Source organism: Streptomyces sp. NPDC015345 (genome assembly GCF_043078805.1).
GTDB lineage: Bacteria > Actinomycetota > Actinomycetes > Streptomycetales > Streptomycetaceae > Streptomyces.
Genome location: NZ_JBIBTX010000011.1, coordinates 1 through 24,840, shown reverse-complemented (window position 1 = coordinate 24,840; position 24,840 = coordinate 1). Strand labels below are relative to the sequence as shown.

Annotated in this window: 23 protein-coding genes and 1 tRNA gene; 10 read left to right on the top strand and 14 right to left on the bottom strand. The window is 70.3% G+C overall.

The window, feature by feature from the left end:
- Positions 1 to 32: 32 nt before the first annotated feature.
- From ACF062_RS34590 to ACF062_RS34570, 5 genes are all read right to left on the bottom strand, one after another.
- Positions 33 to 2,024, bottom strand: coding sequence for a fructose-specific PTS transporter subunit EIIC (locus tag ACF062_RS34590; protein ID WP_392143547.1), 1,992 nt, complete (start codon positions 2,022 to 2,024; stop codon positions 33 to 35).
- Positions 2,025 to 2,070: 46 nt separating this feature from the next.
- Positions 2,071 to 3,018 carry a 1-phosphofructokinase gene (pfkB, locus tag ACF062_RS34585; RefSeq protein WP_392143816.1) on the bottom strand — a complete coding sequence of 316 codons (948 nt, stop codon included), beginning with the start codon at positions 3,016 to 3,018 and terminating at the stop codon, positions 2,071 to 2,073.
- Positions 3,019 to 3,041: 23 nt separating this feature from the next.
- A complete protein-coding gene (locus tag ACF062_RS34580) occupies positions 3,042 to 3,803 on the bottom strand; it encodes a DeoR/GlpR family DNA-binding transcription regulator (protein ID WP_392143546.1) in 762 nt (253 codons plus the stop codon).
- A gap of 129 nt (positions 3,804 to 3,932) precedes the next feature.
- On the bottom strand, positions 3,933 to 4,607 hold the full coding sequence (locus tag ACF062_RS34575; RefSeq protein WP_392143545.1) for a TetR family transcriptional regulator: 675 nt from the start codon (positions 4,605 to 4,607) through the stop codon (positions 3,933 to 3,935).
- A gap of 484 nt (positions 4,608 to 5,091) precedes the next feature.
- Positions 5,092 to 6,615 (bottom strand): MFS transporter, encoded by a 1,524-nt coding sequence (locus ACF062_RS34570; protein ID WP_392143544.1) that lies wholly within the window; start codon positions 6,613 to 6,615, stop codon positions 5,092 to 5,094.
- A gap of 127 nt (positions 6,616 to 6,742) precedes the next feature.
- Between ACF062_RS34570 and ACF062_RS34565 the strand changes: the two genes are divergently transcribed.
- Positions 6,743 to 7,747 carry a helix-turn-helix transcriptional regulator gene (locus ACF062_RS34565; protein ID WP_392143543.1) on the top strand — a complete coding sequence of 335 codons (1,005 nt, stop codon included), beginning with the start codon at positions 6,743 to 6,745 and terminating at the stop codon, positions 7,745 to 7,747.
- Positions 7,748 to 7,764: 17 nt separating this feature from the next.
- On the opposite strand, the gene ACF062_RS34560 is transcribed toward ACF062_RS34565, so the two are convergent.
- Positions 7,765 to 8,763, bottom strand: coding sequence for an RNA polymerase sigma factor RpoD/SigA (locus tag ACF062_RS34560; protein ID WP_392143542.1), 999 nt, complete (start codon positions 8,761 to 8,763; stop codon positions 7,765 to 7,767).
- Between the two features lie 232 nt (positions 8,764 to 8,995).
- Here ACF062_RS34560 and ACF062_RS34555 point away from each other — a divergent pair, with 232 nt between their 5' ends.
- Positions 8,996 to 9,538, top strand: coding sequence for a GNAT family N-acetyltransferase (locus ACF062_RS34555; RefSeq protein ID WP_392143541.1), 543 nt, complete (start codon positions 8,996 to 8,998; stop codon positions 9,536 to 9,538).
- Between the two features lie 48 nt (positions 9,539 to 9,586).
- The gene (locus ACF062_RS34550; RefSeq protein WP_392143540.1) at positions 9,587 to 10,654 is read left to right on the top strand and encodes a questin oxidase family protein; all 1,068 of its coding nucleotides are present in this window, start codon (positions 9,587 to 9,589) and stop codon (positions 10,652 to 10,654) included.
- An 18-nt stretch (positions 10,655 to 10,672) separates the two neighbouring features.
- On the opposite strand, the gene ACF062_RS34545 is transcribed toward ACF062_RS34550, so the two are convergent.
- A complete protein-coding gene (locus ACF062_RS34545) occupies positions 10,673 to 11,452 on the bottom strand; it encodes a dioxygenase (protein WP_392143814.1) in 780 nt (259 codons plus the stop codon).
- 109 nt (positions 11,453 to 11,561) lie between these two features.
- Here ACF062_RS34545 and ACF062_RS34540 point away from each other — a divergent pair, with 109 nt between their 5' ends.
- Positions 11,562 to 12,077, top strand: coding sequence for a MarR family winged helix-turn-helix transcriptional regulator (locus ACF062_RS34540; protein WP_392143539.1), 516 nt, complete (start codon positions 11,562 to 11,564; stop codon positions 12,075 to 12,077).
- Between the two features lie 16 nt (positions 12,078 to 12,093).
- Here ACF062_RS34540 and ACF062_RS34535 read toward each other — a convergent pair whose 3' ends face one another.
- A complete protein-coding gene (locus ACF062_RS34535) occupies positions 12,094 to 13,602 on the bottom strand; it encodes an MFS transporter (protein WP_392143538.1) in 1,509 nt (502 codons plus the stop codon).
- A 123-nt stretch (positions 13,603 to 13,725) separates the two neighbouring features.
- Entirely contained in the window at positions 13,726 to 14,382 is a 657-nt protein-coding gene (locus ACF062_RS34530) for a helix-turn-helix domain-containing protein (RefSeq protein WP_320590724.1), read from the bottom strand.
- Between the two features lie 281 nt (positions 14,383 to 14,663).
- On the opposite strand from ACF062_RS34530, the gene ACF062_RS34525 reads away from it, so the two are divergent.
- Entirely contained in the window at positions 14,664 to 15,947 is a 1,284-nt protein-coding gene (locus tag ACF062_RS34525; protein WP_392143537.1) for a M6 family metalloprotease domain-containing protein, read from the top strand.
- Here ACF062_RS34525 and rho read toward each other — a convergent pair.
- From rho to ACF062_RS34510, 3 genes are all read right to left on the bottom strand, one after another.
- Positions 15,934 to 17,127, bottom strand: a complete 1,194-nt coding sequence (gene rho, locus ACF062_RS34520; protein WP_392143536.1) for a transcription termination factor Rho — start codon at positions 17,125 to 17,127, stop codon at positions 15,934 to 15,936. The two genes, ACF062_RS34525 and rho, sit on opposite strands and share 14 nt — an antisense overlap.
- A gap of 308 nt (positions 17,128 to 17,435) precedes the next feature.
- Positions 17,436 to 18,224: a maleylpyruvate isomerase family mycothiol-dependent enzyme gene (locus ACF062_RS34515; RefSeq protein ID WP_392143535.1), complete on the bottom strand. Its 789-nt coding sequence runs from the start codon at positions 18,222 to 18,224 to the stop codon at positions 17,436 to 17,438.
- Positions 18,208 to 18,720, bottom strand: a complete 513-nt coding sequence (locus ACF062_RS34510; protein WP_392143534.1) for a MarR family winged helix-turn-helix transcriptional regulator — start codon at positions 18,718 to 18,720, stop codon at positions 18,208 to 18,210. Before ACF062_RS34510 ends, ACF062_RS34515 begins: the two co-directional genes overlap by 17 nt.
- A 139-nt stretch (positions 18,721 to 18,859) precedes the next feature.
- Between ACF062_RS34510 and ACF062_RS34505 the strand changes: the two genes are divergently transcribed.
- Both ACF062_RS34505 and ACF062_RS34500 read left to right on the top strand, forming a co-directional pair.
- Positions 18,860 to 19,273: an organic hydroperoxide resistance protein gene (locus tag ACF062_RS34505; protein WP_223775163.1), complete on the top strand. Its 414-nt coding sequence runs from the start codon at positions 18,860 to 18,862 to the stop codon at positions 19,271 to 19,273.
- A 95-nt stretch (positions 19,274 to 19,368) separates the two neighbouring features.
- Positions 19,369 to 19,444: transfer RNA gene (locus ACF062_RS34500), tRNA-Arg, on the top strand.
- A gap of 609 nt (positions 19,445 to 20,053) precedes the next feature.
- On the opposite strand, the gene ACF062_RS34495 is transcribed toward ACF062_RS34500, so the two are convergent.
- Positions 20,054 to 20,389, bottom strand: a complete 336-nt coding sequence (locus ACF062_RS34495; RefSeq protein WP_392143533.1) for a hypothetical protein — start codon at positions 20,387 to 20,389, stop codon at positions 20,054 to 20,056.
- A 168-nt stretch (positions 20,390 to 20,557) separates the two neighbouring features.
- On the opposite strand from ACF062_RS34495, the gene ACF062_RS34490 reads away from it, so the two are divergent.
- The 3 genes from ACF062_RS34490 to ACF062_RS34480 all read left to right on the top strand — a co-directional run bounded on the left by ACF062_RS34490 (position 20,558) and on the right by ACF062_RS34480 (position 23,451).
- Positions 20,558 to 21,889 carry a transcriptional regulator gene (locus tag ACF062_RS34490; RefSeq protein ID WP_392143532.1) on the top strand — a complete coding sequence of 444 codons (1,332 nt, stop codon included), beginning with the start codon at positions 20,558 to 20,560 and terminating at the stop codon, positions 21,887 to 21,889.
- 43 nt (positions 21,890 to 21,932) lie between these two features.
- Positions 21,933 to 22,481 (top strand): NUDIX hydrolase, encoded by a 549-nt coding sequence (locus tag ACF062_RS34485; RefSeq protein WP_392143531.1) that lies wholly within the window; start codon positions 21,933 to 21,935, stop codon positions 22,479 to 22,481.
- A gap of 214 nt (positions 22,482 to 22,695) precedes the next feature.
- Positions 22,696 to 23,451 (top strand): hypothetical protein, encoded by a 756-nt coding sequence (locus ACF062_RS34480; protein ID WP_392143530.1) that lies wholly within the window; start codon positions 22,696 to 22,698, stop codon positions 23,449 to 23,451.
- An 86-nt stretch (positions 23,452 to 23,537) separates the two neighbouring features.
- Here the strand turns inward: ACF062_RS34480 and ACF062_RS34475 are convergent, their stop codons facing one another.
- The gene (locus ACF062_RS34475) at positions 23,538 to 24,461 is read right to left on the bottom strand and encodes a DUF4365 domain-containing protein (RefSeq protein ID WP_392143529.1); all 924 of its coding nucleotides are present in this window, start codon (positions 24,459 to 24,461) and stop codon (positions 23,538 to 23,540) included.
- Between the last annotated feature and the right edge of the window lie 379 nt (positions 24,462 to 24,840).

Genomic DNA, 24,840 nt, shown 5'->3' with positions numbered 1-24,840 from the left:
GTCGCACATCCCCCTGCCGCAGACGTCCTGTGTCACGCGGCCGTCGGCACGCGCTTCGTGTCGGCGGCCTCGGCCGCGGCCCCCGTCTCGGCCCCGCTGCCCGAAGGCGTCGTCTTCCGGGCGCCCTTGAGTGCGACCACCACGGCTGTGGAGACGCAGACGCCGGCGGCGATCGCGACGAGGTAGAGCAGCGGCTGCCCGATCAGCGGGACCACGAAGACGCCGCCGTGCGGGGCGCGCAGCGTGCAGCCGAAGGCCATCGACAGGGCGCCGGTGACCGCGCCGCCCGCCATGGACGCCGGGATCACGCGCAGCGGATCGGCGGCCGCGAACGGAATGGCGCCCTCGGTGATGAAGGAGGCGCCGAGGAACCAGGCCGCCTTGCCGTTCTCCCGCTCGGTCTTGGTGAAGAGGCGGCCGCGGACGGTGGTCGCGAGAGCCATGGCGAGCGGCGGCACCATACCGGCCGCCATGGCCGCCGCCATGACCTTGAGGCTGCCGTCGGTCGGGTGGGCGAGGCCGCCCACCGCGAAGGCGTACGCGACCTTGTTCAGCGGGCCGCCGAGGTCGAAGCACATCATCAGACCGAGGATGACGCCGAGGATGATCGCGTTGGCGCCGGAGAGGCCCTCCAGCCAGTCGGTCAGCGCGCTCTGGAGGGACGCGATGGGCTTGCCGACCACGAGGAACATCAGGAAGCCGACCACCGCCGAGGAGATCAGCGGGATCACCACCACCGGCATGATGCCGCGCAGCACGGTCGGGATGCGTACCCGCTGGATGCCGAGGACCACGGCGCCCGCGATCAGGCCCGCGGCGAGACCGCCCAGGAAGCCCGCGTTGATGGTGACGGCGACCGAGCCGCCCACGAAGCCGGGGACCAGGCCCGGCCGGTCGGCCATTCCGTAGGCGATGTAGCCGGCGAGGACCGGGACCAGGAAGGCGAAGGCGAGCCCGCCGATCTGGAAGAGCAGCGCGGCCCAGCTGGTGTGGTCCGTCCAGATGAAGTGCTCGGCGACGGACGGCGCCTTGTCGATCTTCCAGCCGCCGATGGCGAAGCCGAGGGCGATCAGGAGGCCGCCCGCGGCGACGAAGGGCACCATGTAACTGACGCCCGACATCAGCCACTTGCGGAGCTTGGTGCCGTAGCCGTCGCCGCTCTCCCCCGCCTCGTCGACCGGGCTCGGGGACTTGGCGTCCACGGTGACCTCGCCGCGGGCGGCCTTCTCGCGGGCCTCCGCGATGAGCGCCGCGGGGCGGTTGATGCCCGCCTTCACCCCTACGTCGACGGTCGGCTTCCCGGCGAAGCGTTCCTTGTCACGTACGGGGACGTCGTGGGCGAAGACGACCGCGTCCGCGGCGGCGACGACCGCCGGGTCGAGACGGGCGAACCCGGCGGAGCCCTGCGTCTCCACCACCAGTTCGACGCCCGCCTCGCGGGCCGCGTTCTCCAGTGCCTCCGCGGCCATGTAGGTGTGGGCGATGCCCGTGGGGCAGGAGGTGACGGCGACGATCCTGAAGGCGGGAGCCTCTTCGGTGGCCGCCTCCCGGGACGGCTGTCCGGCGTCGGGGGCGGGCTCGTCGCCGTTGATCAGCGCCGCTGCCGAGGCCGGGTCGGACACGGAACGCAGGGCGTCGGTGAACTCCGCGTCCATCAGCTGCCGGGCCAGGGACGACAGGATCGTCAGGTGGGCGTCGTCCGCGCCCGCCGGGGCGGCGATCAGGAAGATCAGGTCGGCCGGGCCGTCCGGCGCCCCGAAGTCGATGCCTCGCGCCGAGCGGCCGAAGGCGAGGGTCGGCTCGGTGACGTGCGCGCTGCGGCAGTGCGGGATGCCGATACCGCCGTCCAGGCCGGTCGGCATCTGCGCCTCACGGGCCGCGACGTCGGCGAGGAACCCCTCCAGGTCGCTCACCCGCCCGAGGGCCACCATCCGCTCGGCGAGGGAGCGGGCCGCGGCTTCCTTGGTTTCGGCGGACAGGTCGAGTTCGAGGTCGACCAGATCCGCGGTGATCATGTCGGTCATCGCGGGCTCCTTGGCTGGGTTCCGTGGGCGTGGGCGTGAGGGCGGCTCATGAGGCGGGCTCCGTCAGTACGCGGTCCAGCGGGACCTCGGCCGTCACGGTGACCGCGTCGGGTCGCAGGTCGGCGGGCGAGGGCATCACGCTGCCCGGCAGCTGGACCGCCGCCGCGCCGTGCGCCACGGCCGAGGCGAGGGCGCGCGCCCCCGTGCCGCCCGCGATCAGGAAACCGGCCAGGGAGGAGTCACCGGCGCCCACGTTGCTGCGTACGGCGTCGACGGGGGCGCTCGCGAAGTACGCGCCCGAGCCGTCGACCAGGAGCTGGCCGTCCGCGCCGAGGCTGGCGAGCACGGCGTGCGCGCCCAGCTCCCGCAGTTCCTCCGCCGCCTTGACCGCGTCGCCGACGGTGGTGAGGGGGCGGCCGACGGCTCCGGCGAGCTCCTCGGCGTTCGGCTTGACGACGTCAGGGCGCTCGGCGAGCGCGGCGAGCAGGGCCGGGCCCGAGGTGTCCAGGGCGATACGGGCGCCCGCGGCGTGGGCGCGGGCCACCAGCTCGGCGTACCAGGAAGGGGCGAGGCCGCGCGGGAGGCTGCCGCAGCAGGCGACCCATTCGGCGCCGGCCGACCGCTCGCCGACGGCGGTGAGGAGCGCCTCGCGCTCGCCCTCGGAGAGTTCGGGCCCCGGAGCGTTGATCTTCGTGAGGGTGCCGTCCGGCTCCGCGACCGCGATGTTGGAACGGGTCTGCCCGGCCACCGGCACCGGGGCCGCCTCGATGCCCTGCTCGTCGAGGAGCGTCGCGACCAGCGCGCCGGGGGCGCCGCCGAGCGGCAGCACGGCGACCGTGCGTACGCCCGCCGCCGCCACCGCCCGCGAGACGTTGACGCCCTTGCCGCCCGGGTCCATGCGGTCGCCGGTGGCGCGGACGACCTCGCCGCGGTCGAGGGAGGGGACCTCGTAGGTGCGGTCGAGGGAGGGGTTGGGGGTGACGGTGAGGATCATGCGTGTACCGACTGTTTCCGTGCTCATGCGCGTGCTACTTCCGTGCCGGCCCGCTCGATGGCGGCGGCGTCCTCGGGGGCGAGACCGGTGTCGGTGATGAGCAGGTCCACGTCGGTGAGGTCGCCGAAGCGGGCGAAGTGCTCCTGGCCGTGCTTGGCGGAGTCCGCGAGCAGGACGACCCGGCGGGCGGCGGCGACGGCCGCGCGCTTCACGGCGGCCTCGGCGAGGTCGGGGGTGGTGAGCCCGGCCTCGGCGGAGAAGCCGTTGGCGGCGAGGAAGAGGACGTCGGCGCGGATCTCGCCGTACGCGCGCAGGGCCCAGGCGTCGACGGCCGCGCGCGTACGCTGCCGGACCCGGCCGCCGATGAGGTGGAGCTGGATGCCGGGGTGGTCGGCGAGGCGGGCGGCGGTCGGCAGGCTGTGCGTGACGACGGTGAGCGTGGACTCCAGCGGGAGGGCCGCCGCGAGCCGCGCGACGGTCGACCCGGCGTCGAGGACGACGCTGCCCTCGGCCGGCAGCTCGGCGAGGGCCGCGCGGGCGATGCGGTCCTTCTCGTCGGCGGCGGTGCCCTCGCGCTCGGCGAGGTCCGGTTCGAAGTCGAGACGCCCGGCCGGGATGGCCCCGCCGTGCACGCGGCGCACGAGCCCGGCTCGGTCCAGGGCCTTCAGATCACGGCGGATCGTCTCCGCGGTGACCTTGAACTCCTCGGCGAGCGACAGCACGTCGACCCGCCCGCCGTCCCGCGCGAGCCGCAGGATCTCCTGCTGCCGCTCCGGTGCGTACATGTCCGTTCGCCTCCGCCGAATGCCCGAGCCTGTGGTTTCACTGGGAGAGTACGGCTGGATTTCGGGAAAGTAAACAGCTTCGGGCGTGATATGGGCACAAACGGACTTCGGGTGCCTTGCCGTGGTTCCCTACGGCCAGGGAAACGTTCGCAGTGCCTCCAGGCCGCGGGCCGCGAGCGCGGCCGGTCCCTCGGGTCCGTCGGCGGAGGCGTCGCCGGCGGCCCACGCCTCGACGGCCACCCGCACCGCCGCGCTCGCGACGGCCGCCGCCAGGCTCAGTTCCAGGGACGGTCCACCGCCGCCCGCGCGCTCCACGAGGGCCGCCAGCAGCGTCTGCTCGGAGGCGTGACAGGTGTCCGCCCACACCGCGCGCAGCGCCGGGCTCTGCTCCGACATCCGCAGCAGCGAGCGCACCCACTCCAGGGATTCCGCGGCTCCCGCGTCCCCGGGGGCGAGCGTGTGGGTCACCGCGTGGCGGAGCGCGTCCGGCACCGGGAGGCCGTCCGGTGCCTGTCGCACCGCCTCCGCCCACTGCTGGGCGCCCGCCGTGAAGAGCGGGGCGACCGCCTCTTCCTTGGTCGCGAAGTAGCGGTAGAAGGTGCGCGGCGCGACGCCCGCGGCCCGGGCGATGTCCTCGGCGCGGGTGGCCCGGAGTCCGTCCGCGGCGAAGAGCGAAGCCGCCGTGCGGGCGATGTCGAGGCGGGTCTCGGTCTTACGGCGCTCCGTGAGCGACGGCTGCGGGGACGGCTGCGGGGAGGGCTGTGATGCCTGGGCCGGCTGCGACGGCTGTGAACGGGGGGGCATGTCGGGCAGGTTATGCCAGCGCCGCCGCCTCGGGGGGCTCGCGGTCAGCTACTGCCCCTGTGGCAGAATCTGCCACCTGGCGGCCGCGACGCGCTACCGGCAGGACCCGTAGACCCGTAGACCCGCAGATCCGTAGATCCGTAGAGGCAAGAGGTGGCAGCAGCGGTGCGTCGTCGGCAGTTCCTTCTCCAGCGCAGTTCCCCGCGCCCCTCACGGGGCAAGTCCGGCGCCAGGCTGACGGGGCACGAGCCCTGTGGCCGCTTCTTCTCGGCTGCCGGCCGGTGGGGGTTGCGCGCGCAGTTCCCCGCGCCCCCGACAGGGCAAGTCCGGCGCCAGGCCGATGGGGCACGCGCCCTGTGGCGGCTTCCTCTCGGCTGCCGGCCGGTGGGGGTTGCGCGCGCAGTTCCCCGCGCCCCTCACGGGGCAAGTCCGGCGCCAGGCCGCTCAGTTCCCCGCGCCCTTGTGGGGCGCGGGGAGGTCCGCGTCAGGGGGTCAGTGCCGGTTCCTTTCGGGGGACGGCGTCCGCGGGCGGCGCCTCGCCGCCGCCCTCCACATGCTGCTTCGGCTTCGCCGGGAGTGCGAACATCAGCAGGAAGATGATCACGAGCACGCCCGCGACCCACCACAGCGCGTTCTGGAACCCGGCCGTGAACTCCGCCGGGATGCGGCTCCGCGGGACCCGCTCGTCGATCACCCCGAAGAAGACCACCGACACCAGCCCGAGGCCGAGCGCGGTGCCCATCTGCTGCACGGTGTTGATGAGCCCGGAGGCCGAACCGGCGTGCTCGCGCGGTACTTCCGAGAGCACCGCGTCCGTCAGGGGCGCCACGATCAGGCCCATGCCGAGGCCCATCACGACGAGCGGCAACGCCATCTGCCAGGACGTGATGCCCGCGCCGTACCGGTCCGCCTCCCAGATGTAGACCAGCAGGCCCGCGGCCATGGTCAGGGCCCCGGTCTGGAGCACCTTGCGCCCGAAGCGGGGTACCAGCTTCTGCACGGACAGGCCCGCGGCCACCGAGACGGCGATCGAGAACGGCACCCCGGTGAGGCCCGCGCGCAGCTCGCTCCAGCCGAGCCCGGCCTGCATGTACATGGTCCAGACGAGGAAGAAGACGCCCATCACGACACCGAACACGGTCTGCACGGCGATGCCCGCGGCGAAGCTCTTCACCTTGAACAGCGACAGCTCCACCAGCGGCGAGCCGTCCTTGGCGGTCTTCCACTTCTCGTACGCGATGAGGGCGCCGAAGACGACGACGGAGCCGCCCATCATGACGAAGCCCCAGGCCGGCCAGTCCAGCTCACGGCCCCGCGTGAGGGGGTAGACCAGCATCAGCATGCCGAGCGTGACCAGGACGACGCCGACGAGGTCGAGCTTGAGGGCCTTCGGGGCCTTGGACTCGGTGATGAACTTCCGGCCGAGGACGAGGCCGACGATGCCGACCGGCAGATTGATGAGGAAGATCGGCCGCCACTCGAGGCCGAGGATGTTCCACTCGGTGAGCAGCGCGCCCAGCAGCGGCCCGGAGACCGCGCCGAGCCCGACGATCATGCCGAAGAGTCCGAACACCTTGCCGCGCTCGTGGGCGGGGAAGGTCGCGTGCACGATGGACAGCACCTGCGGCACCATCAGCGCGGCCATGCCGCCCTGGAGGATGCGGGAGGCGACCAGCATCTCCGGGTTGACGGCGAAGCCGCAGAGCGCGGAGGCGACGGTGAAGCCGGTGATTCCTATCAGGAAGAGCCGCTTGCGGCCGTGGATGTCACCGAGCCGCCCACCCGTGATGAGTCCGGCGGCGAAGGCGAGCGCGTAACCCGCGGTGATCCACTGGATCTGGCTGTACGTGGCGCCCGCGTCCCGCTGGATCGACGGGATCGCGATGTTGACGATCGTGACGTCGACGAGGTCCATGAAAGCGGCGGTCATCACGATGGCCAGGGCGAACCAACGTCGTCGGTCCGCCTCCGGCGGGGCTTCGGGCACGGGGGTGGTGGAAGAACTCATGCCGGAAGAGTAGAAGCCATGTAGGTCATAACAGTTCCTATTTAGCGGGCATCCTGGGGCGCATGAAGATGATCCTGGGTCTGATGCCGATGCCGATGCCGATGCCGACGCCGTCTCGGGCGCGCGCGTGACGGGGGCGACGGGGGCGCAGACCCCCATCCGGCTGCTGCAACTGCTCTCGCTCCTCCAGACGCCCCGCGAGTGGCCCGGCAGCGAACTCTCCGAGCGGCTCGGGGTGAGCCGGCGGACGGTGCGGCGCGACGTGGACCGGCTGCGGGACCTGGGCTATCCGGTGCAGGCATCGCAGGGCGCCCTCGGCGGCTACCGGCTGGTCGCGGGCAAGGCCATGCCGCCGCTGGTCCTCGACGACGAGGAGGCGGTGGCGATCGCGGTGGGGCTGCGGGCCGGGGCGGGGCACGCGGTGGAGGGCGTGGAGGAGGCGTCGGTGCGGGCGCTCGCCAAGCTGGAGCAGGTCCTGCCCGCGCGGCTGCGCCACCGGGTCTCCGCGCTGCAGACCGCGACGATGCCGCTGACCAGCGGGGACGGCGCGAGCATCGCACCGGAGACGCTGACGGTGATGGCGTCGGCCGCGGCGGGCCACGAACGCCTGCGGTTCTCCTACCGCTCCGGCGACGGCACGGAGTCACGCCGCCTGACCGAGCCGTACCGGCTGGTCTCCACGGGACGGCGGTGGTATCTCGTGGCGTACGACATCGACCGCGAGGACTGGCGGACCTTCCGCGTGGACCGGGTGGCCGAGCCGTTCGCCACGGGGGCGCGGTTCGTGCCGCGGGAGCTGCCGAAGGGGGACGCCGCGGAGTTCATCCGCCAGTCGGTCTGGCGCGGGCAGCAGTCGTACGACGTCGACGTGACCTTCGCCGCGCCGGCCGAGTTCGTCGTGGCCCGGCTGCCCTCGGCGCTCGGCACGGTGGAGCCCCTCCCCGCACCCCACGAGCACCACTGCCGCCTGCGCGGCACGGTCACGGACTCCCTGGAATGGCTGGCGGTCCGCCTGGCGCTGACCGACTGCGACTTCACGGCCCACGGCCCCCCGGAGCTGCTGGACTGCCTCACGGAGATGGGCGGCCGGCTGACGCGGGCGGGGGGAACGGGCGGCGGCGCCCGGGGGTGACGCGCGGCGGCGCGAGGTCAGGCCGCCGCGTCGAACCCCGTGTCCCGCGCCAGCTTCTTCAGCTCCAGCAGCGCGTGCTTCTCGATCTGCCGGATCCGCTCGCGGGTCAGCCCGTGCTCCTTGCCGACCTCGGTCAGCGTCCGCTCGCGGCCGTCCTCGATGCCGTACCGCATCTTGATGATGGAGGCCGTGCGCTGGTCGAGGCGGCCGAGCAAGCCGTCCAGCTCCTCGCTGCGCAGCAGCGAGAGGACGGACTGCTCGGGCGAGACGGCCGAGGTGTCCTCCAGGAGGTCACCGAACTGGGTGTCGCCCTGGTCGTCCACGCCCATGTTCAGCGAGACGGGGTCGCGGGCCCAGTCCAGGACGTCGATGACGCGCTCGGGCGTCGAGGACAGCTCCGCGGCGATCTCCGCGGGCTCCGGCTCCCGGCCGTGCTCGCGGTTGAACTCGCGCTGGACACGGCGGATCCGGCCCAGCTCCTCCACCAGGTGGACGGGGAGGCGGATGGTGCGGGACTGGTCGGCTATCGAACGGGTGATGGCCTGGCGAATCCACCACGTGGCGTACGTGGAGAACTTGAAGCCCTTGGCGTAGTCGAACTTCTCGACGGCGCGCACCAAGCCCGCGTTCCCCTCCTGGATCAGGTCGAGGAGGGGCAGGCCGCTGCGCGGATAGCGGCGGGCGACCGCGACGACGAGGCGGAGGTTCGAGCGGATGAAGACGTCCTTGGCCCGCTCGCCGTCGGCGACGAGGGCTTCGAGCTCCTCGCGGTCCGCGGTGACCTTGCTGTCCTCGACCTCGCCGTCCAGGATCTTGCGGGCATACACGCCCGCCTCGATGACCTGCGACAGCTCCACTTCCTTGGCGGCGTCGAGCAGCGGCGTACGCGCGATCTCGTCGAGGTACATGCCGACCAGGTCGCGGTCGGCGATCTCCCCGCCTACGGCGCGAACACTGCGTGCCGCGTCGGTCTCGCCGGAGGCGGACTTGCGACGGGCGACGGCACGGGTTGCCATGCGTGCTCCCTTGCGGTTGGGGTCTCCCCTGGACGGCTTGTTCACCGCCCCTTGGGGAAGGTCCTGGTCGGCTCTGTGTTCTGGGGCCTCTGTGGCGGATGGCACACCCTCGGGTGCCCTGCATCCGATGGAAACAACGACTGGAATCCGGACAGAATTCCCATGCCGCACATCTTTTTTCCTGACGGTGCAGTACCCTGTCGCGCCACAAGGGGAGACAGAGGGCGGGGACATGCTGTCCGGACGCACAGAGGTGCAGGTCAGGCCGGGAGTCGAGAGTGACCTGAGCGCCCTCACCGAGCTCTACAACCACTATGTACGTGAGACGGCCGTCACCTTTGACACCGTCGCCTTCCTGCCTGAAGAGCGCCGCCCTTGGCTGCTCTCCCACCCTCAAGACGGCCCTCACCGCCTCTTGGTTGCTCAGGAGCGGGATCCCGGGGCCCGCCCGGGCCGGCTGCTCGGGTACGCCACCAGTAGCCCTTTCCGGCCTCGCCCCGCTTATGCCACATCCGTGGAAGTCAGCGTCTACTGCGCGCCCGACGCCGCAGGTCGCGGCATCGGCACGCTGCTCTACAAGGAGCTCCTGGCCGCCCTGGAGGGCGAGGACCTGCACCGCGCCTACGCCGGGATCGCACAGCCGAACGAGGCCTCGGTCCGCCTCCACGAACGCTTCGGGTTCCGCCATGTGGGGACGTACGAGGAGGTGGGCAGGAAGTTCGGGCGGTACTGGGACGTCGCCTGGTACGAGCGCCCCCTCGGCCGGCGGACCTAGGTCCCCGGGCCGTTACGAGACTCCCGGCCCCCGGCCTACCGTCCCCGCATGACCGACATCGGCACCGGCACGGCCATCGAGACCGACACCAACACCGCCACCGACACCACCGGCATCCTCGACGAGGCACTTGAGCGGCTGCACACCCGCGGGCCCGAGCGGCAGGGGCGGCTCACCAACCACGCCCCGATGGCCGTCGAGGCACTGGCCGCGCGCGGGCGACCGGAGGCGGTCCACAAGTGGCTCGATCTGTACGCCCCGAAATTGGAGGAGTTTCCCGCCGGGGTCGAGCCGGTCACCGACGCCGACTGGCACGCGGCGCTCGGGGACCCGCGCCGCGCGGCGGACTGGATCGCGTACTTCGGCAGGGAGCTCGGCGCGCACCCCTGGCGCGAGGTGCTCGCCCGCTGGTGGCCACGGCTGCTGCCCGGGATGTACGGGGGCTCCACGCACCCGGTGATCCGGGTGGGGCACGCCGTGCGCACCCTGGAGGCGGGCGGCGAGACCGCGCCCCGCCTCGCCGAGCTCGCGCACGGCCTCGGCTACTGGGCCGCCCGGCACCACCCCGTCACCGGCCTCGCCCCGCTGCCGGGCGCCGAGAGCGCGGCCGCCGCCCTGGACGCGGTGCCGCCCCTCGCGGACCGGACGGACGGCGGCTTCCCCGCCCGTCTCGGCCGGGTCCGGGCGCTGCCGGTGTGGGCCGCCTCGGTGGACGGCCCCGAGGAGGCGCGGCGCAGGCTGACGGAGCTGGTGCGGGCGGCCACGCACCGGTACGCCACGCACGGCCACGGCGACGAGGTGATGCTCGTACACGCGGCGACGGCGCCGAACGCCGTGCTGCGCGCCCTGCCCGCGCTCCCCCGCGCCCTGTGGGTGCCGAGCCTGCACGCGGCGTGGACGGCGTCGGCGGCGGTCACCGCCATGTACGCGCCGGATGCCCCGGTGGCGTACGACCCGCCCGGCAGTTTCACCGCCGAGGAGGTCTTCGAGCGGGCTCTCGCGCACGGCGACGAGCACGTCATCAAGCTGACGGACACGGCGCTGGACGTGGGCGACGAGCAGGCCCTGGCCGCCGCCCTGCGGGCGATCGAGCTGGGTGAGCCGCTCCGTCAGTGACCTGGGTGAGCCGTTCGGTCAGGAGGGGCACCCGCCTTGGCCGAACTGCACCGACCTCTTCGCCAGCCCCATCCAGAAACCGTCGATCACGCTGCGCTGCCCGCCGAGGTCCCCCAGGGCGTCGGCGGCGCCGAGCGTCACGAAGAGCGGGGCGAAGTGCTCGGTGCGCGGGTGGGCCAGCCGCCCGGCCGGCGACTTGTGCCCGAAGTCGAGCAGCGCGTCCACGTCGCCCGCGTCGAGGGCCTCGCGCCCCCAGGCGTCGAACTCCGCCGACCAGGCAGGGATGCCGCCCTGCCGCAGCGCGGCCAGGTTGTGCGTGAAGAAGCCGCTGCCGACCACCAGCACCCCTTCGTCCCGCAGCGGCGCGAGCCTGCGGCCGATGTCCATGAGGCGGCGCGGATCCAGCGTGGGCAGGGAGATCTGGAGGACGGGAACGTCCGCCTCGGGATACATCTCGACCAGCGGGACGTACGCGCCGTGGTCGAGCCCTCGTTCCGGCACGTCCTGGACGGGTACGCCGGGCGCGCGCAGCAGCTTCCGTACGGACGCGGCGAGTCCGGGGGCGCCCGGCGCGGCGTACGTCACCTGGTAGTAGTGCTCGGGGAAGCCCCAGAAGTCGTACACGAGCGGCAGCGTCTCGGTGGCGCCGATGGCCAGTGGGGCCTCTTCCCAGTGGGCCGAGACCATGAGGATCGCGCGGGGGCGCGGCAGCCGCGCCGACCAGGCGGCCAGCTCGGCGGGCCACAGCGGGTCGTCGGCGAGCGGCGGCGCGCCGTGACTGAGGTACAGGGCGGGCATACGGGTCATCGCGCACCTCCGGCGATTTACTTGAACTCTCAAGCTATCTGACGCAAACGTACGCGTGGTTTGTTCAAAGTTCAAGGAGCAGCCTCGTACAGTGGGGTACATGGATATGGCACCCACTCCTCTCCCGGACGGCGAGCCGAACTGGCTGAACGGCGACGAGCAGCGCGTTTGGCGCGTCTACCTTCAGGCGACCACGCTGCTCGACGACTTCCTCGACCGTCAGCTCCAGCGCGACGCGGGCATGCCGCACATGTACTACGGCCTATTGGTCCAGTTGTCCGACGCCCCCAGGCGACGGCTGCGGATGACCGAACTGGCCAAGACCATGAAGATCACCCGGTCCCGCCTCTCGCACGCCGTCGCCCGCCTGGAGAAGAGTGGCTGGGTGCGCCGTGAGGACTGCCCGTCGGACAAGCGGGGCCAGCTCGCGATCCTCACCGACGAGGGCTTCGAGGTGCTCCGCAGGACCGCCCCCGGCCATGTCACGGCCGTCCGCCAGGCCCTCTTCGACCGGCTCACCCCGGAACAGCAGAAGTCCCTCGGCGAGATCATGACGATCGTCGCCGAGGGACTTCAGCCGGAGGAGGCCGGGGCGGACCTCCCCTGGCTCCGCTAGGTCCTGACCAAGGAGGTCAGTGGGCCATCACCGGGATCTTCACCTCGTCCTCGACGCCTTCCGCCGAGTCGCCGGAGGCCGCGGGGCCGCCTTGGTGGCCGGTGTTGATGAACGTCGCCGCGATCGCCGCGGAGACCACCAGGATGCCGACCGCCCACCAGATGGCGCTGGTGTAGCCCTCGACCATGGCCTGCGCCTGGACGAGCTTCGGGTTGGCGGCGCCGGCCGCGTGGTCCGCGATGTACGCGGAGGTCGCGGAGGCGGCGATGGTGTTCAGCAGGGCCGTACCGATGGCGCCACCGACCTGCTGCGAGGTGTTCACCATCGCGGAGGCGACACCGGCGTCACGGGCCTCGACGCCGTGCGTGGCGAGCGACATGGCGGGCATGAACGCCGTACCCATGCCGAGGCCCAGCATCAGCTGCGCCGGCATGATCAGCCCGGTGTACGAGGAGCCGACCTCCAGCTGCGTCAGGAGCAGCATGCCGACGGCGGCGAGCAGGAAGCCCGGACCCATCAGCAGCCGCGGCGGAACGCGCGTCATCAGGCGGGCGCCGACCTGCGTGGAGCCCACGATCATGCCCGCGATCATCGGCAGGAAGGCGAAGCCGGTCTTGACCGGCGAGTAGCCCTCGACGATCTGCAGGTAGTACGTGAGGAACAGGAACAGGCCGAACATCGCGATGACGGCGAGGCCGAGCGAGAGGTAGACGCCACCGCGGTTGCGCTCGGTCAGGACGCGCAGCGGGAGCAGCGGCGACTTGACCTTGGCCTCGGTGAGGACGAACGCGGCGAGCAGCACGACCGACGCGACGAACATGGTGACCGTCACGGAGTCCGACCAGCCCTTGGACTCGGCGCGGGTGAAGCCGTAGACGAGCGCGACCAGGCCGAGGGTCGAAAGGACCACGCCGGGGATGTCGAGCGGCGAGCGGTTGCGGCCGCCGGCCGGCTCACGGATGACGAAGTACGCGCCAAGCGCGGCGACCACCGCGAACGGGATGTTCACGAAGAAGGTCCAGCGCCAGTTCAGGTACTCGGTGAGGAAACCGCCGAGGATCAGGCCGACGGCGCCGCCGCCACCGGCGATCGCGCCGTAGATGCCGAAGGCCTTGGCGCGCTCCTTGGCGTCGGTGAACATCACCGCGAGCAGCGAGAGGGCGGCGGGCGCGAGCAGCGCGCCGAACACACCCTGGAGGGCGCGGGCGCCGAGCATCATGGCCTCGCCGGTCGCGGCGCCGCCGAGCGCGGAGGCCGCCGCGAAGCCGATGAGGCCGGTCACGAAGGTGCGCTTGCGGCCCCAGAGGTCGGAGATGCGGCCGCCGAAGAGCAGCAGGCCGCCGAAGGCGAGCGCGTAGGCCGTGATGACCCACTGGCGGTTGCCGTCGGATATGCCGAGGTCCTCCTGGGCGGAGGGCAGCGCGATGTTCACGATGGTCGCGTCGAGGACGACCATCAGCTGCGCGAGAGCGATGAAGACGAGGGCTTTCCAGCGCCTCGGATCCGTTCCGGATGTTTCAGACATGGATGGGGCCACCTAGCGGTACGAAAGGGCTGATGCCGTACGAAAAGTCGATGCAGTACGAAAGGGTTAACGCCGCATGAAAAGTCGATGCGGTGCGAAAAAGGTGATGCTGTTCGAAAGTGGTCAGCGTCGCCGGAGGTCTTCCAGGGTCGCCGCCTCCCCCGGCAGCTCCGAGCGGGCGGGCGTCATCAGGCCGTCCAGGAACAGCTGGAGATGGCGGTGGACGAAGCGGTCCATGTTCGGGCAGGCCGTGCCGGGCAGCGGCCGCCCGAGCTGGGAGAGGGCGATCATCAGGTCCCCGACGTCGATGTCGGTGCGCAGCTGCCCCGCCGCGCGGGCCCGCTCCATGAGGCCTTCGATGGCCCGCTCCAGGCGTTCGCGGCCTTCGAGCAGGTCGGGGTGGTCGGGGTCGAAGCCGGCCGACAGCATCGGGCACAGGGCGCCGATGCGCTCGTCGGCCGCCGCGTGCACGAAGGTGCGCAGCGCGTCGAAGGCCGCGCTCTCGTCGGCGTCCGCGGCGGCGATGCCCCGCTCGGCGTGGACGGTGACGCAGTCGGTCACCGACAGGACGACCTGGCGCACCAGTTCGGCACGGTCGGCGAAGTGGCGGTAGACCGTGGCGTTGCCGACGCCCGCCCGGCGCGCGACCTCGTCGAGGGGTACGTCGGGTCCGTACTCCACGAACATCTCGCGCGCGGCGGCGACGATCCGCTCCCGGTTGCGCAGGGCGTCGGCCCGCGGGCGGGTGGCTCGGCGCTGCGGGGCGGTGGCGGCCTCCACGGCTCCTCCTCTGATCGGTGGCTTCGGGTCAGTGGTCTTCGGGTGATCCGGCCCGATGCGGGGAGTAGTTCCCCGTTTCGCGCGGACACAGGTCTAAACGGGGAGGCAGTCCCCGGATATTTCCCGAACGAGGCCTTCATGATGTGACCTGCATCACACGTCGCGGCCGGAAAAACCCACGATCGGTCGCACCCAGCGAGCGCCCGCGCACCCCCCGACACAGGGTGATCGAACAGGGTGCAGCCAGGACCGGCGGCTGCCGCGGAGCGGAAGGCCCACGTATGCAGCAGCCGATGTGGCGACGGATATCCGCCACCCGCCGCACTGTGGCCCTCGCGTCGGTCACGGCACTCGCCCTCGCGGTCACGACCTCGGCGAGCACCGGACGCCTGATGGAGGATTCGCCCAGCGCGGCGGGATCGGTGTCGATGGCCCGAAACGCCACGCTCGGCCCGTGCATGATCAGCGGCACGATGGGCGTACAGATGTCGGAGGGCGTACCGACACAGCCCGGCTACTCACGCTCCACCGGCACCGTCCGGGCCCTGAACCTCATGGTCGACTTCTCCGACGCGCCCGGTGAGGGCAGCGCGATGGACCGTCTCGCGGAGTTCTTCCCGCAGACCTCGCAGTGGTTCCGCACCAGTTCCTACGGGCGCCTCGACTACCGCCCGGAATCCCCCGTGCCCGACTGGCTCCGGATGCCCAAGCCCTTCGCGAAGTACGGGATAGAGCGCGGCGCCCCCTTCGACCCCGGCTACCGCGAGCTCGTCGAGGACATCGTGGCGGCCGCCGACCCGGACGTGGACTTCCGTGCGTACGACCTCGTGAACGTCCTGGTCACCCCGAACGCGGGCCCATCGGCTCTCGACACGGTCCTGTCGGTGACCTTCGCGGGCAACCACGAGGCGCCGGTCGCGGACGGCGTGCCCGTCGCCAACGCGTCCTTCGTCTACAGCCGCCAGGACGACGGCTCGGGCAGCTACCACGAGACGGGCTACCGCGTCCTGCCCCACGAGAACGGCCACGTCTTCGGCCTGCCCGACCTCTACACGCACGAGGGCGGCGGCGCGGTCGGCCACTGGGACATCATGAGCGAGGACTGGGGCGCCAACAACGACCTGCTCGCCTGGCACAAGTGGAAGCTGGGCTGGCTCGACGACGACCAGGTCAGCTGCGCGGCGAAGGCCGGCACCACCGAGCACCTCCTGACCCCGCTGTCCCGCTCCGGCGGCACCAAGCTCGCCTTCGTCCCGCTCAGCGAGGAGACGGGGTACGCGGTCGAGGTCCGCACCCCCGGCGGCAATGACGAGGCGGTCTGCAAGCCGGGCGTCCTCGTCTACCGCGTGGACGCGAACGTCGACACGGGCCACGGCCCGGTCACGGTCGCCGACTCGACCGCCGACAGCGGGGGTTGCACCCGCAGGCCCAACGTCCACGCAGAACTCTCCGACGCGCCCTACGGCCCCGGCGAGACCTTCACCGACCGCGAGTCCGGGGTGCGGGTGACGGTGGCGGAAGTGAACGGCGAGGGCCACTACCGGGTGCACGTCACGCGGCCGTAGCGCCGTTCGCCGAGCCGGCCCCCGGCACGGTCTGCTGCACCTGCCGCAGGAACGCGGCGTTGTCCGGAGTCTTCTTGAGCCGGTCGAGCAGCGTCTCCAGGGAGCTCGTGCTGTCCCTGCCATGAAGGGCGCGCCGCAGCCCGCGTACGGCGATCAACTCATCGTGCGGCACGAGCAGTTCCTCCCTGCGCGTGCCGGAAGGCGTGACGTCGACGGCCGGGAAGAGGCGCCGGTCGGCGAGGGTGCGGTCGAGCCGCAGCTCCATGTTGCCGGTGCCCTTCAGCTCCTCGAAGTAGTAGTCGTCGGCGCGGGATCCGGTCTCCGCGAGGACGGTCGCGAGCATCGTCAGGGAGCCGCCCTCCTCGGCGAGGCGCGCGGCGCCGAAGAGCCGCTTGGGCCCCTGGATCGCCGCCGCGTCGACGCCGCCGCTGAGAGTGCGGCCGCCGCTCGCGGCCGCGTTGTTGTACGCGCGGCACAGGCGCGTCAGCGAGTCGAAGAGCATGACGACGTCGCGGCCGTCCTCGACCATGCGCTTGGCGCGCTCGACGGCGAGTTCGGCGAGGGCGATGTGCTGCTTGGCGGGCCGGTCGAAGGTCGAGGAGAGCACCTCACCGCGGACCGAGCGCCGCATGTCGGTGACTTCCTCGGGGCGTTCGTCGAGGAGGACGACCATCAGATGACACTCGGGGTGGTTCCGGGCGACGGCCGCGGCGATCTGTTGGAGCAGTACGGTCTTGCCGGTCTTCGGCGGCGCGACGATCAGGCCGCGCTGCCCCTTGCCGACGGGCGCGACGAGGTCGACGAGCCGCCCGGCGAGCGCGCCGCCCGGGGACTCCAGGGTGAGGCGTTCGCGGGGGTGCAGCGGCGTCAGCTCCCCGAACCGCCGCCGTCCGCGCAGGGCTTCGGGAACACGTCCGTTGACGCGGTGCGCGCCGGTGAGCGTACGGGCCCGCCCCGCGCACTCCCCCTCGACGAAGTCGCCGCTGCGGAGGCCGTGTTGGCGGATGAGCGGCGCGGGCACCTGGACGTCGTCGGAGGCGGGCAGGCAGCCGGCGCCGCGGAGGAATCCACGGCCGTCGCGGGCGATGTCAAGAACTCCGGTGCAGATGAGGGGAGTTGCGGCGGCAGGGGAGGTGGTGGCGGATGCGGTGGTGCTGGGGGCGGTGTGGGTGAGGGTCATGGGTGTGGGTCCTTTCGCGGACATGCGCGGGAGGCGGCCCGGCGGGGCGGCGTGAACACGCCCCGTACGACGGGTGAGGGGAACTGCTGCGTGACGAGCAGCGAAGGAAGAGAAGAAGCAGACCGGAAAACCGAATGCTCTGCCGAGAACCGGCATGGTCTGTTCTGAGTGAGATCCCGGAACCGGGAGAGAAAACGTGGCACGGGCGTCCCGATGGGACGTACGAACGTGCTCTCCGCAAGGTAACACACCGGCGGGCGGGCCGACAGAGGTCGTCGGCGGCCTCGGCGCCGTGCCGTGCCGTGCCGTCAGAAGGCGGAGCTGTCGAACCAGCGCGTCAACAGCCGCTGGTCACCGGCGACCGCGAAGGCGTCGGCGGCACGGTCGAGGCGCCCGTAGAGAAGCAGCAGGAGGTCGGCGGCGGGGGCGTGAACGGAGGCGTGCGGCTCCTCACGCGCGGCCTCACGGGCGCCCTGGTGGGCGTCGGCAGCGACGAGCCCGAAACCATCTGCGCGCAACTGCACGTGCCAGTCGTGGCCGGTGTCGGTGGCACGGAAGCGGATGACTTCACCCGCGCCGCGGAGGCGGGCGACGCCGGGGGCGAAGGGGGTGGCGAAGGGCAGGTTGACGAGGAACTCGTCCACGCCGTCGGCGGCGGTCGCCGGGTCGATCACGGACGGCAGCCCGAGGGCGGCCTCCGCGTCGGTGCGGTGCACCAGCGTCTCGTACAGCATGCGCCGCACCCAGAACCGGGCGTGCGGATCGGCGCCCCAGGCCCACATCGGAGCGTCCGGGTCGATCCCGTCGAAGGTCCGGGCGGCTTCCTCCCCGCCGGCCGCGAGCCACGCGGGGTACGCGTCGAGGCGCTCGGGCAGGCGCAGCTCGACGTCACGGGTCCTCGGCGGCTCCTGGACACCCTGCCGCAGCAGTACGCAGAACCAGCGCTGCACGCCTCCCGTGTGCCGGACCAGGTCGAGGAGGGTCCACCCGGGGCAGCCGGGCACGGGGGCGGAGAGGTCGGCGCCGTCGAGAAGGCCGGCGAACGCCGCGGTCTCGTCGGCGACGGCGCGCTGCCGCCACTCACCGGACGCAGTCACGTGCGCCTCCGTCCGACGCGTCCTCGGTCTCTCCGTCGAGCGCGGCGGTGAGCTTGTTGAGCCGGGAGCGCAGGTCGCGCACCTCGTCGAGCGAGAGCCCGGTGGACTCGGCGATGGCGCGCGGCACGGCGAGGGCCTTCTCGCGCAGGTCGGCGCCCTGCGGGGTCAGCCGTACCGAGACGGAGCGCTCGTCCGCGACACTGCGCCGCCGCTCGACGTGCCCGGCCGCCTCCAGCCGCTTGAGCAGCGGCGAGAGCGTGCCGGAGTCCAGCCGAAGCCGCTCGCCGATCTTCTTGACGGGCAGCTCGCCGTCCTCCCAGAGCACGAGCATCACGAGGTACTGGGGGTAGGTGAGCCCGAGGTCCTTGAGGGCGGTGCGGTAGACGCCGTTGAAGGCGCGGGCGGCGGCGTGCAGCGAGAAGCAGACCTGGTGATCGAGCCGAAGGAAGTCCTGGCCGGTCAGGTCGTCGGTGGCGCCGACGGATGCGTTCTCCATACCCACAGCGTACAACAACATGCCTCGCGATTAAGTTGCGCACAACTAAATAGCGTGCTCTACTAATGCCCTAGTGATCGCAAAGCAGCTCGCCGCGGAGTCGCGAAGCTGCTCACCCGCCGAGGAAGAGGGACGCACCATGGACGCGCTGTACACCGCCGTAGCCACCGCCAACGGCCGCGAGGGCCGCGCCGTCAGCTCCGACGGCCAGATCGACCTGCCGCTCGGCTTCCCCACCGCCCTCGGCGGCAACGGCAAGGGCACCAACCCCGAGCAGCTGTTCGCCGCGGGGTACGCGGCCTGCTTCGCCAGCGCGATGGGCAGCATCGCGCGCCAGGAGAAGATCGACGTATCGGACGTCTCCGTGACCGCCGAGGTCAGCATCGGCAAGGACACCGACGGCGGCTTCGGCCTCGCGGTGGTCATGCGAGCCGAACTCCCCGACCACCTCCAGGGCCCCGCCGGCGAGGACCTCCTGAAGAAGACCCACGCCTACTGCCCCTACTCCAAGGCCACGCGCGGCAACATCCCCGTCGAGCTCGTCATCGAGTAACCCCCAGCACCCCGGAACAACCCCCGGCCCCGAAATGACCACCCGCTACACTGACGGCGGTGACGCACTCCACCCGAGCGGCGCCACCATGCCTCGCCTTCGTAGCTCAGGGGATAGAGCACCGCTCTCCTAAAGCGGGTGTCGCAGGTTCGAATCCTGCCGGGGGCACCAGGTCAGAACACCAAAGGCCCAGGTCACGGACGCGAAGTCCGGGCCTGGGCCTTTGTCTTGTGCACTCTGGCTACACGCCCAAACGGTCTCGCTACACCCTTACCACCGAAGATCATCGTCCAAATATCGTCCAAACGATCTTCGCATCTCCGCAGGTGAGAGCCGGGGAGTGCACACAGACCGCCCCCGTACGCCGCAGCGTACGGGGGCGGCCCCAAGTGCCGGGCCCGTCACGAGGGGGGTACCAAGTGGGACGGTCCCGGCACGTTCGTGACGGGGGGGTGGCGCTCTGCCTATGTGTAAGTGCCGCTGGCGACGCTGATGGAGTGACCCTCTCCTCAACCACCGCCCGCGACCTCGTGTGATGAGCGGCCCGCCCCGTGGGTCGGCGACGGGCGGGCCGCCCTCGTCCCGGTGTGACCCTTCCCAGGGCCGCACCGGGGGCCTAGTAGGGGTACCGGCGCGTGAGCGGGGGCGGCGCCGGGCACCTGCCTGTGTGGATCCAGACCACGGCACCCCCGCCCGAGAGGGAATTCTTCGCGGTGGACGTGCCGGGATGCTGCTTGGTGATCGGCATGTCGCAGCGAGAGCAGTACCGGACGCCCTCACTCATCGCCGCACCGTCCGCATGGCCATGCGCAGGCCCGTGCCGACGCGGCAGCGGGTGAGGTCGTCGGCGCACTGCTCGCAGGACTGGGTGTGGTCGAGGAGCGCCCGATAGATGTGCTCGAAGCCGCACGGGCGGCAGCAGCGGGGGAACCAGCTGCTGGTGCTGCCGTGCGCGCTCACCTCGCGACGCTCCCTGAGGTCGACGGTGATGGCGGTGTTGAGGGAGGCCGCGCACCAGACGCAGCGCCGACCGCACAGCTGATCCTCGGCCAGGCCGCTGGGAGCAGGCAGTTCGATCGGGAGCGACGGTACGTCGGTGCTGAGGGCGATGGACATGCGTGGGCCTCCACGTGAGTGGCCAGTTCGTTCACACACATCGTTCGCGCTGGTCAGGGAGTCGGGAAGTGTGTGAGGTCGCGCCTCGGCATTGCTCCATACACACACTGTGTGAATTGTTCGGCGCTACTCTCGGCGCACTGACAGTGACGTTAAGGCGGGTCGCCGATGGAGCCGAATACCCTGCTCGACGCCCTCCTGGACGAAGCCGGCATGTCCCGTGTCGGTCTGGCCACGCGGGTGAACCAGGCCGGAGCGACACGAGGGAAGCGCATGCGTTATGACCACAGTTCCGTCATCCGCTGGCTGCGGGGCGAGCGACCTCGTGGGATAGTCCCGGATCTCATCGCCGAGGTTCTCGGGCCACGGCTGGGGCGGACGCTGTCTCTTGATGACATCGGCATGGGTGCAGCGAGCGCTGCGCCCAGCACGCCACTGGATGGGTTCATCGGCAAGGCAACGGCCCTTTGGCACGGTGACCACCAGCAACGTGAGGATCTCCAACAGGTCCCGGTCATCACCGGACTCCCCGCGGTCGGGCCGGTCTGGGAGTGGGAGAACCCGCCCGACGACACTGACGTGTCCAGCCGCGGCACGATCCGAGTCGGTCTGCCCGACGTGGAGCAACTCCGCACTGCGCGCAGTCACTACGAGCAGATGTACCGGAAAGCGGGCGGCGTCGCTACGCGCACCCGGGTCGTGCGCTATCTCGTGCAGGACACAGCCCCGCTCATGCGCGGTACGTACACCGATGGCACAGGCCGTGAACTGCACCGCGCCATCGGTGGGTTGGTGGCGATCGCTGGGATCTGCGCGTACGACTCGAACGCACAGGGCCTCGCCCAGCGCTACTACCACCAAGCCCTACGGCTCGCGAAGGCCAGCGGGGACCGCGCGTTCGGCGGGTACGTGATCGCGCTCCTGGTCAACCACTCGCTCTACCTCGGAGATCACCGGCAGGCCGTCGCTTTCGCTGAGGCGGGACTCCGAACAGCCGGGCAGGCCATCAGCCCTGCTCTGGCGTGCGACTTGCACTCGATGCAGGCAAAGGCCTTCGCGCGAATGGGAGACCAGAGCAGCGCCCACCGGGCCACGCAGCAGGCAGAGGCCGCAGCCGGGCGGATTCGCCCCGACGAGGAGCCAGCGGAGACCGGATACGTGCAGCCCGGCCTCCTGGAAACCTCGCTCGCCGACACCCTCATGCGGCTCGGCGACACCGGGATCGCCCAGCAGTACGCGGCCGAGGCCGTCGCCATCCAGGCGCACGAGCGTGGACGCGTGCACCGGCTCGCCACCCTCGCTGATTGCGAGGTCAAGGCGGGCGAGGTCGACCAAGCGGCAGGAACCGCATCGCGGATGCTCGACAGCGTGCAGGGCATGGAGTCTCACCGCCTGTACGACCGGCTTGCTGGTGTACGGCGTGCCCTTGCCTCTACCCGGAGCCACGCCGTGGCCGACGTCGTCGGTCACATCGACGACACCCTGCGAATCCCCCTGTAGCCGGGTGTGGTCGGATGGGATGGTCCCGATGAGAGGCAGCAGCGTGTCAGTGTGGCGGAACCTGGGCGAGCGCACCGTGTACGAGAACCAGTGGGCACAGGTGAACATGGCGGACGTCGAACTGCCTGACGGCCGGCACCTGGACCACACTGTCATCCGTCTGCGCCCGGTCGCGGTGGCCACCGTCGTCAACGAGGCGAACGAGGTGCTACTGCTCTGGCGGCACCGCTTCATCACGGACGCGTGGGGCTGGGAGCTTCCGTCAGGAGGGACCGGCGAGGGCGAGGACCCAGCGGTCGCCGCGGCCCGTGAGTTCGAGGAAGAGACCGGGTGGCGCCCCGGCCCGATGAAGCTTCTCCTCGCCGTCGATCCGATGCCCGGGATCTCGACCTCCCACCACCGCGTGTACTGGTCCGACCAAGCCGAGCAGGTCCGGGCAGTGCCTACTGACGACTTCGAGTCGGCGCGGCGCGAGTGGGTTCCGTTGGCGTCGGTACCCGGTCTGATCGCGCGCGGCGAAGTGCGCTCGGCGAACGCGGTGTCGGCGCTGCTCATGCTCCACCACCTGCGCATCGGCTCGGCCCAGACGTGACGAAAGGCCCCTTCCGCCCGAAGGCGGAAGGGGGCCGGGTCATCTGGTGCGCATGTGCTCGCGCACTTGGTCGTGGATGTCGGTCGGGTCTGGGGTGATGCCGCGGTCCCGCATGGCAGCCACTTTGGGGCGAGCCTCTAAGATCATGGCCCCAACGTCGTGCTTTACCGGGCAGGTCCACAGACTGCCCGACGCGCCGGAAGCTTACGGGGCCATGATCACTCGCCCCAAAGCAGCTGCAGCCCAAAGCCGCTCCACCGACCTACGGGTCACAATTACCCATCAGACCCAGGATCGCGTTCGGGAGGCAGCAGTGATTCTCAGTGCTCAGTTTGACATGGGTACTGTCCCGGCTTGGTTTGGTGGGGCATCACTCGTGCTTGCATTGCTAATCTTCGGTAGGGATCGAACCGCGAATGACCGCAAATACGTTGATCTAGTCGCGGTGTGGTGGGAAATCGAATACGAGCGCCGAATGCCGAACGACTCGACAAGAATCGAGGACGTCACCGTTACGCTGTTCCTTAAAAACGCTGGAAACCTGCCGGTAGAAGTCACGGCCGTGGAGTACACGCTTACACCGAGTTGGCTCGTCCGAGATCTGCATCAATGGCCGAAGCGAGCCGACGGAAGCTTCATGGAGCCGAATGATCCTGGCTTCACCGGAGTATGGACTGTCTCCACAGCGCAAAGCAGTGGCCGCAACTTTATCCAAGATATTAGAATTCCGCCTGACAAAATCATCACATGTGGACCGTACCCGATGAACATCGCTCACCTAGTTCCCGACCACGCCGATCAGCTCTCTCCGATCAACGGAGTGAAATGTAAAATCGAACACATGGAAGTCATCGATAACACCGGCAGAAAATGGGAAGTGCGCCCCGGTGCCGCGCGTCGCCCCATCCACCTTCACCGCTACAGGACTCGACTCCGCGCCTTCAGAGACAAGTGGTCAACCAAGCCTTAGATAGAGAAGGTTCAGGTAGGAAATTGATCGCCCCGGCCCCGCCAAGGCCGAAACGGTTCCGAACGGGCAGGAGGATCGCATTTGAATCACGAAGAGGAAGCACCCTTTCTCGCCCTACTTTTCATCACCTTCTGCATTCCCGGCCTATTTGCAACGCGCCACATCCTTTCCCAAGCGCGTACGTCCATCAGGTGGCCAGGAATCTTGATTTCGTTTTCATGAGAACACTCGATAAGCGCTTGAACTATTGCGACAACCCTGCCCCTCCTGGGGCGCGCTGTTCCGTTCAAATACCGAGAAATCTGGGAAGGTTGATATCCAGTTTTTGCGGCCAACAAGTCACATCCCGGTGCGCCTACACGGCGATGCAACGCCCGTAACCGGGACGCAAAGGCGAGGATGAAATCTCGCGGCTCAGCTTCGTCCACCGTTTTCCCCATGGCAACAGCCAGCAGGTCGATAGCGCTGGCCAGCTCATAGTCCGCCTGTCGAACAGAGGACCCTCTCGACGGGTTCGGAATCATCACCCCGCCAACGGCGCGACGTCGAGCTGGAGCACCCAGCTCCATCCCGCATGATGCACCCAACCGTTGTTCATGAGGAACGAGAACCTTGTAGTTTTTCCCGGCAGGAATAAGTGTTTCCCCGTTTACATGCTGCCAGAAAACCAGCTCTGACTCAGGGTCAAACAGCATAAGAACAACTGGAAGTGAATGATTCCTCCAGTATGCAACGTGAGCCGCGTCGCAGTAAAACCACCAGCCGCGATCGGCAGGCGCCGCAAAATGACTCGCCCCCGACTTGATCTGGACAGCTAGCAGGTGCCCAGTACCCCGCCTGGATCTACCGCTAGAGACGCTCATTTCTTCCACCACCTCGATTTGAGCGTCGATTCCGATGTCGCTGGTCTCTTGCTCACGAAACAGCCAGCCAAGTTGCGTAGTAACTAGGTAGGCAGTCCAAGACACACCAGCCCTATCAACCAGGTGAGTGGGAGGAACGATCGTCAAGCTGCACCCCTTACGCCTGCGCCGACCAGTCAAGGAGTCCAAGCCTAGAGGGCGAGACTGACAGTCTGCCTCACCCCCAACTTGGCCGCACTGCGGCGAAGTTGGACGGCATCCACAGACGACCTCACGCCCTCGGGCCGCAGCCGCACGAGCGTCGCGTCGCCGCGCAGCCACGGGCTTCAGGCGGCCGTGTGACCAGCCCAGCAGGCTTCAGCAACCGCCCCGCCCGTAGTTCGGCATCGAGGGGCAACCTGACATCCACGGATAACATCAACGACGCCGGATAAGGGCTGTCCCGGAATCCGGTACCGGGCTGGTACGCCACTACCCCCAGAGTGGGAGGTGTCAGCTACTGGCCTTGGCGCTTGCGTTCGACGCC

Excerpts from the sequence above, each read along its gene's own strand:
- ACF062_RS34495 (WP_392143533.1), bottom strand. The coding sequence starts at position 20,389 with ATGTCCATCGCCCTCAGCACCGACGTACCGTCGCTCCCGATCGAACTG.
- ACF062_RS34510 (WP_392143534.1), bottom strand. The coding sequence starts at position 18,720 with ATGGAGAACGCATCCGTCGGCGCCACCGACGACCTGACCGGCCAGGAC.
- ACF062_RS34545 (WP_392143814.1), bottom strand. The coding sequence starts at position 11,452 with ATGCCCGCCCTGTACCTCAGTCACGGCGCGCCGCCGCTCGCCGACGAC.
- ACF062_RS34555 (WP_392143541.1), top strand. The coding sequence starts at position 8,996 with ATGCTGTCCGGACGCACAGAGGTGCAGGTCAGGCCGGGAGTCGAGAGT.
- ACF062_RS34570 (WP_392143544.1), bottom strand. The coding sequence starts at position 6,615 with ATGAGTTCTTCCACCACCCCCGTGCCCGAAGCCCCGCCGGAGGCGGAC.
- ACF062_RS34590 (WP_392143547.1), bottom strand. The coding sequence starts at position 2,024 with ATGACCGACATGATCACCGCGGATCTGGTCGACCTCGAACTCGACCTG.
- ACF062_RS34560 (WP_392143542.1), bottom strand. The coding sequence starts at position 8,763 with ATGGCAACCCGTGCCGTCGCCCGTCGCAAGTCCGCCTCCGGCGAGACC.
- ACF062_RS34550 (WP_392143540.1), top strand. The coding sequence starts at position 9,587 with ATGACCGACATCGGCACCGGCACGGCCATCGAGACCGACACCAACACC.
- ACF062_RS34535 (WP_392143538.1), bottom strand. The coding sequence starts at position 13,602 with ATGTCTGAAACATCCGGAACGGATCCGAGGCGCTGGAAAGCCCTCGTC.
- ACF062_RS34540 (WP_392143539.1), top strand. The coding sequence starts at position 11,562 with ATGGATATGGCACCCACTCCTCTCCCGGACGGCGAGCCGAACTGGCTG.
- ACF062_RS34575 (WP_392143545.1), bottom strand. The coding sequence starts at position 4,607 with ATGCCCCCCCGTTCACAGCCGTCGCAGCCGGCCCAGGCATCACAGCCC.
- ACF062_RS34480 (WP_392143530.1), top strand. The coding sequence starts at position 22,696 with ATGATCACTCGCCCCAAAGCAGCTGCAGCCCAAAGCCGCTCCACCGAC.
- ACF062_RS34525 (WP_392143537.1), top strand. The coding sequence starts at position 14,664 with ATGCAGCAGCCGATGTGGCGACGGATATCCGCCACCCGCCGCACTGTG.
- ACF062_RS34580 (WP_392143546.1), bottom strand. The coding sequence starts at position 3,803 with ATGTACGCACCGGAGCGGCAGCAGGAGATCCTGCGGCTCGCGCGGGAC.
- pfkB (WP_392143816.1), bottom strand. The coding sequence starts at position 3,018 with ATGATCCTCACCGTCACCCCCAACCCCTCCCTCGACCGCACCTACGAG.
- ACF062_RS34490 (WP_392143532.1), top strand. The coding sequence starts at position 20,558 with ATGGAGCCGAATACCCTGCTCGACGCCCTCCTGGACGAAGCCGGCATG.
- rho (WP_392143536.1), bottom strand. The coding sequence starts at position 17,127 with ATGACCCTCACCCACACCGCCCCCAGCACCACCGCATCCGCCACCACC.
- ACF062_RS34505 (WP_223775163.1), top strand. The coding sequence starts at position 18,860 with ATGGACGCGCTGTACACCGCCGTAGCCACCGCCAACGGCCGCGAGGGC.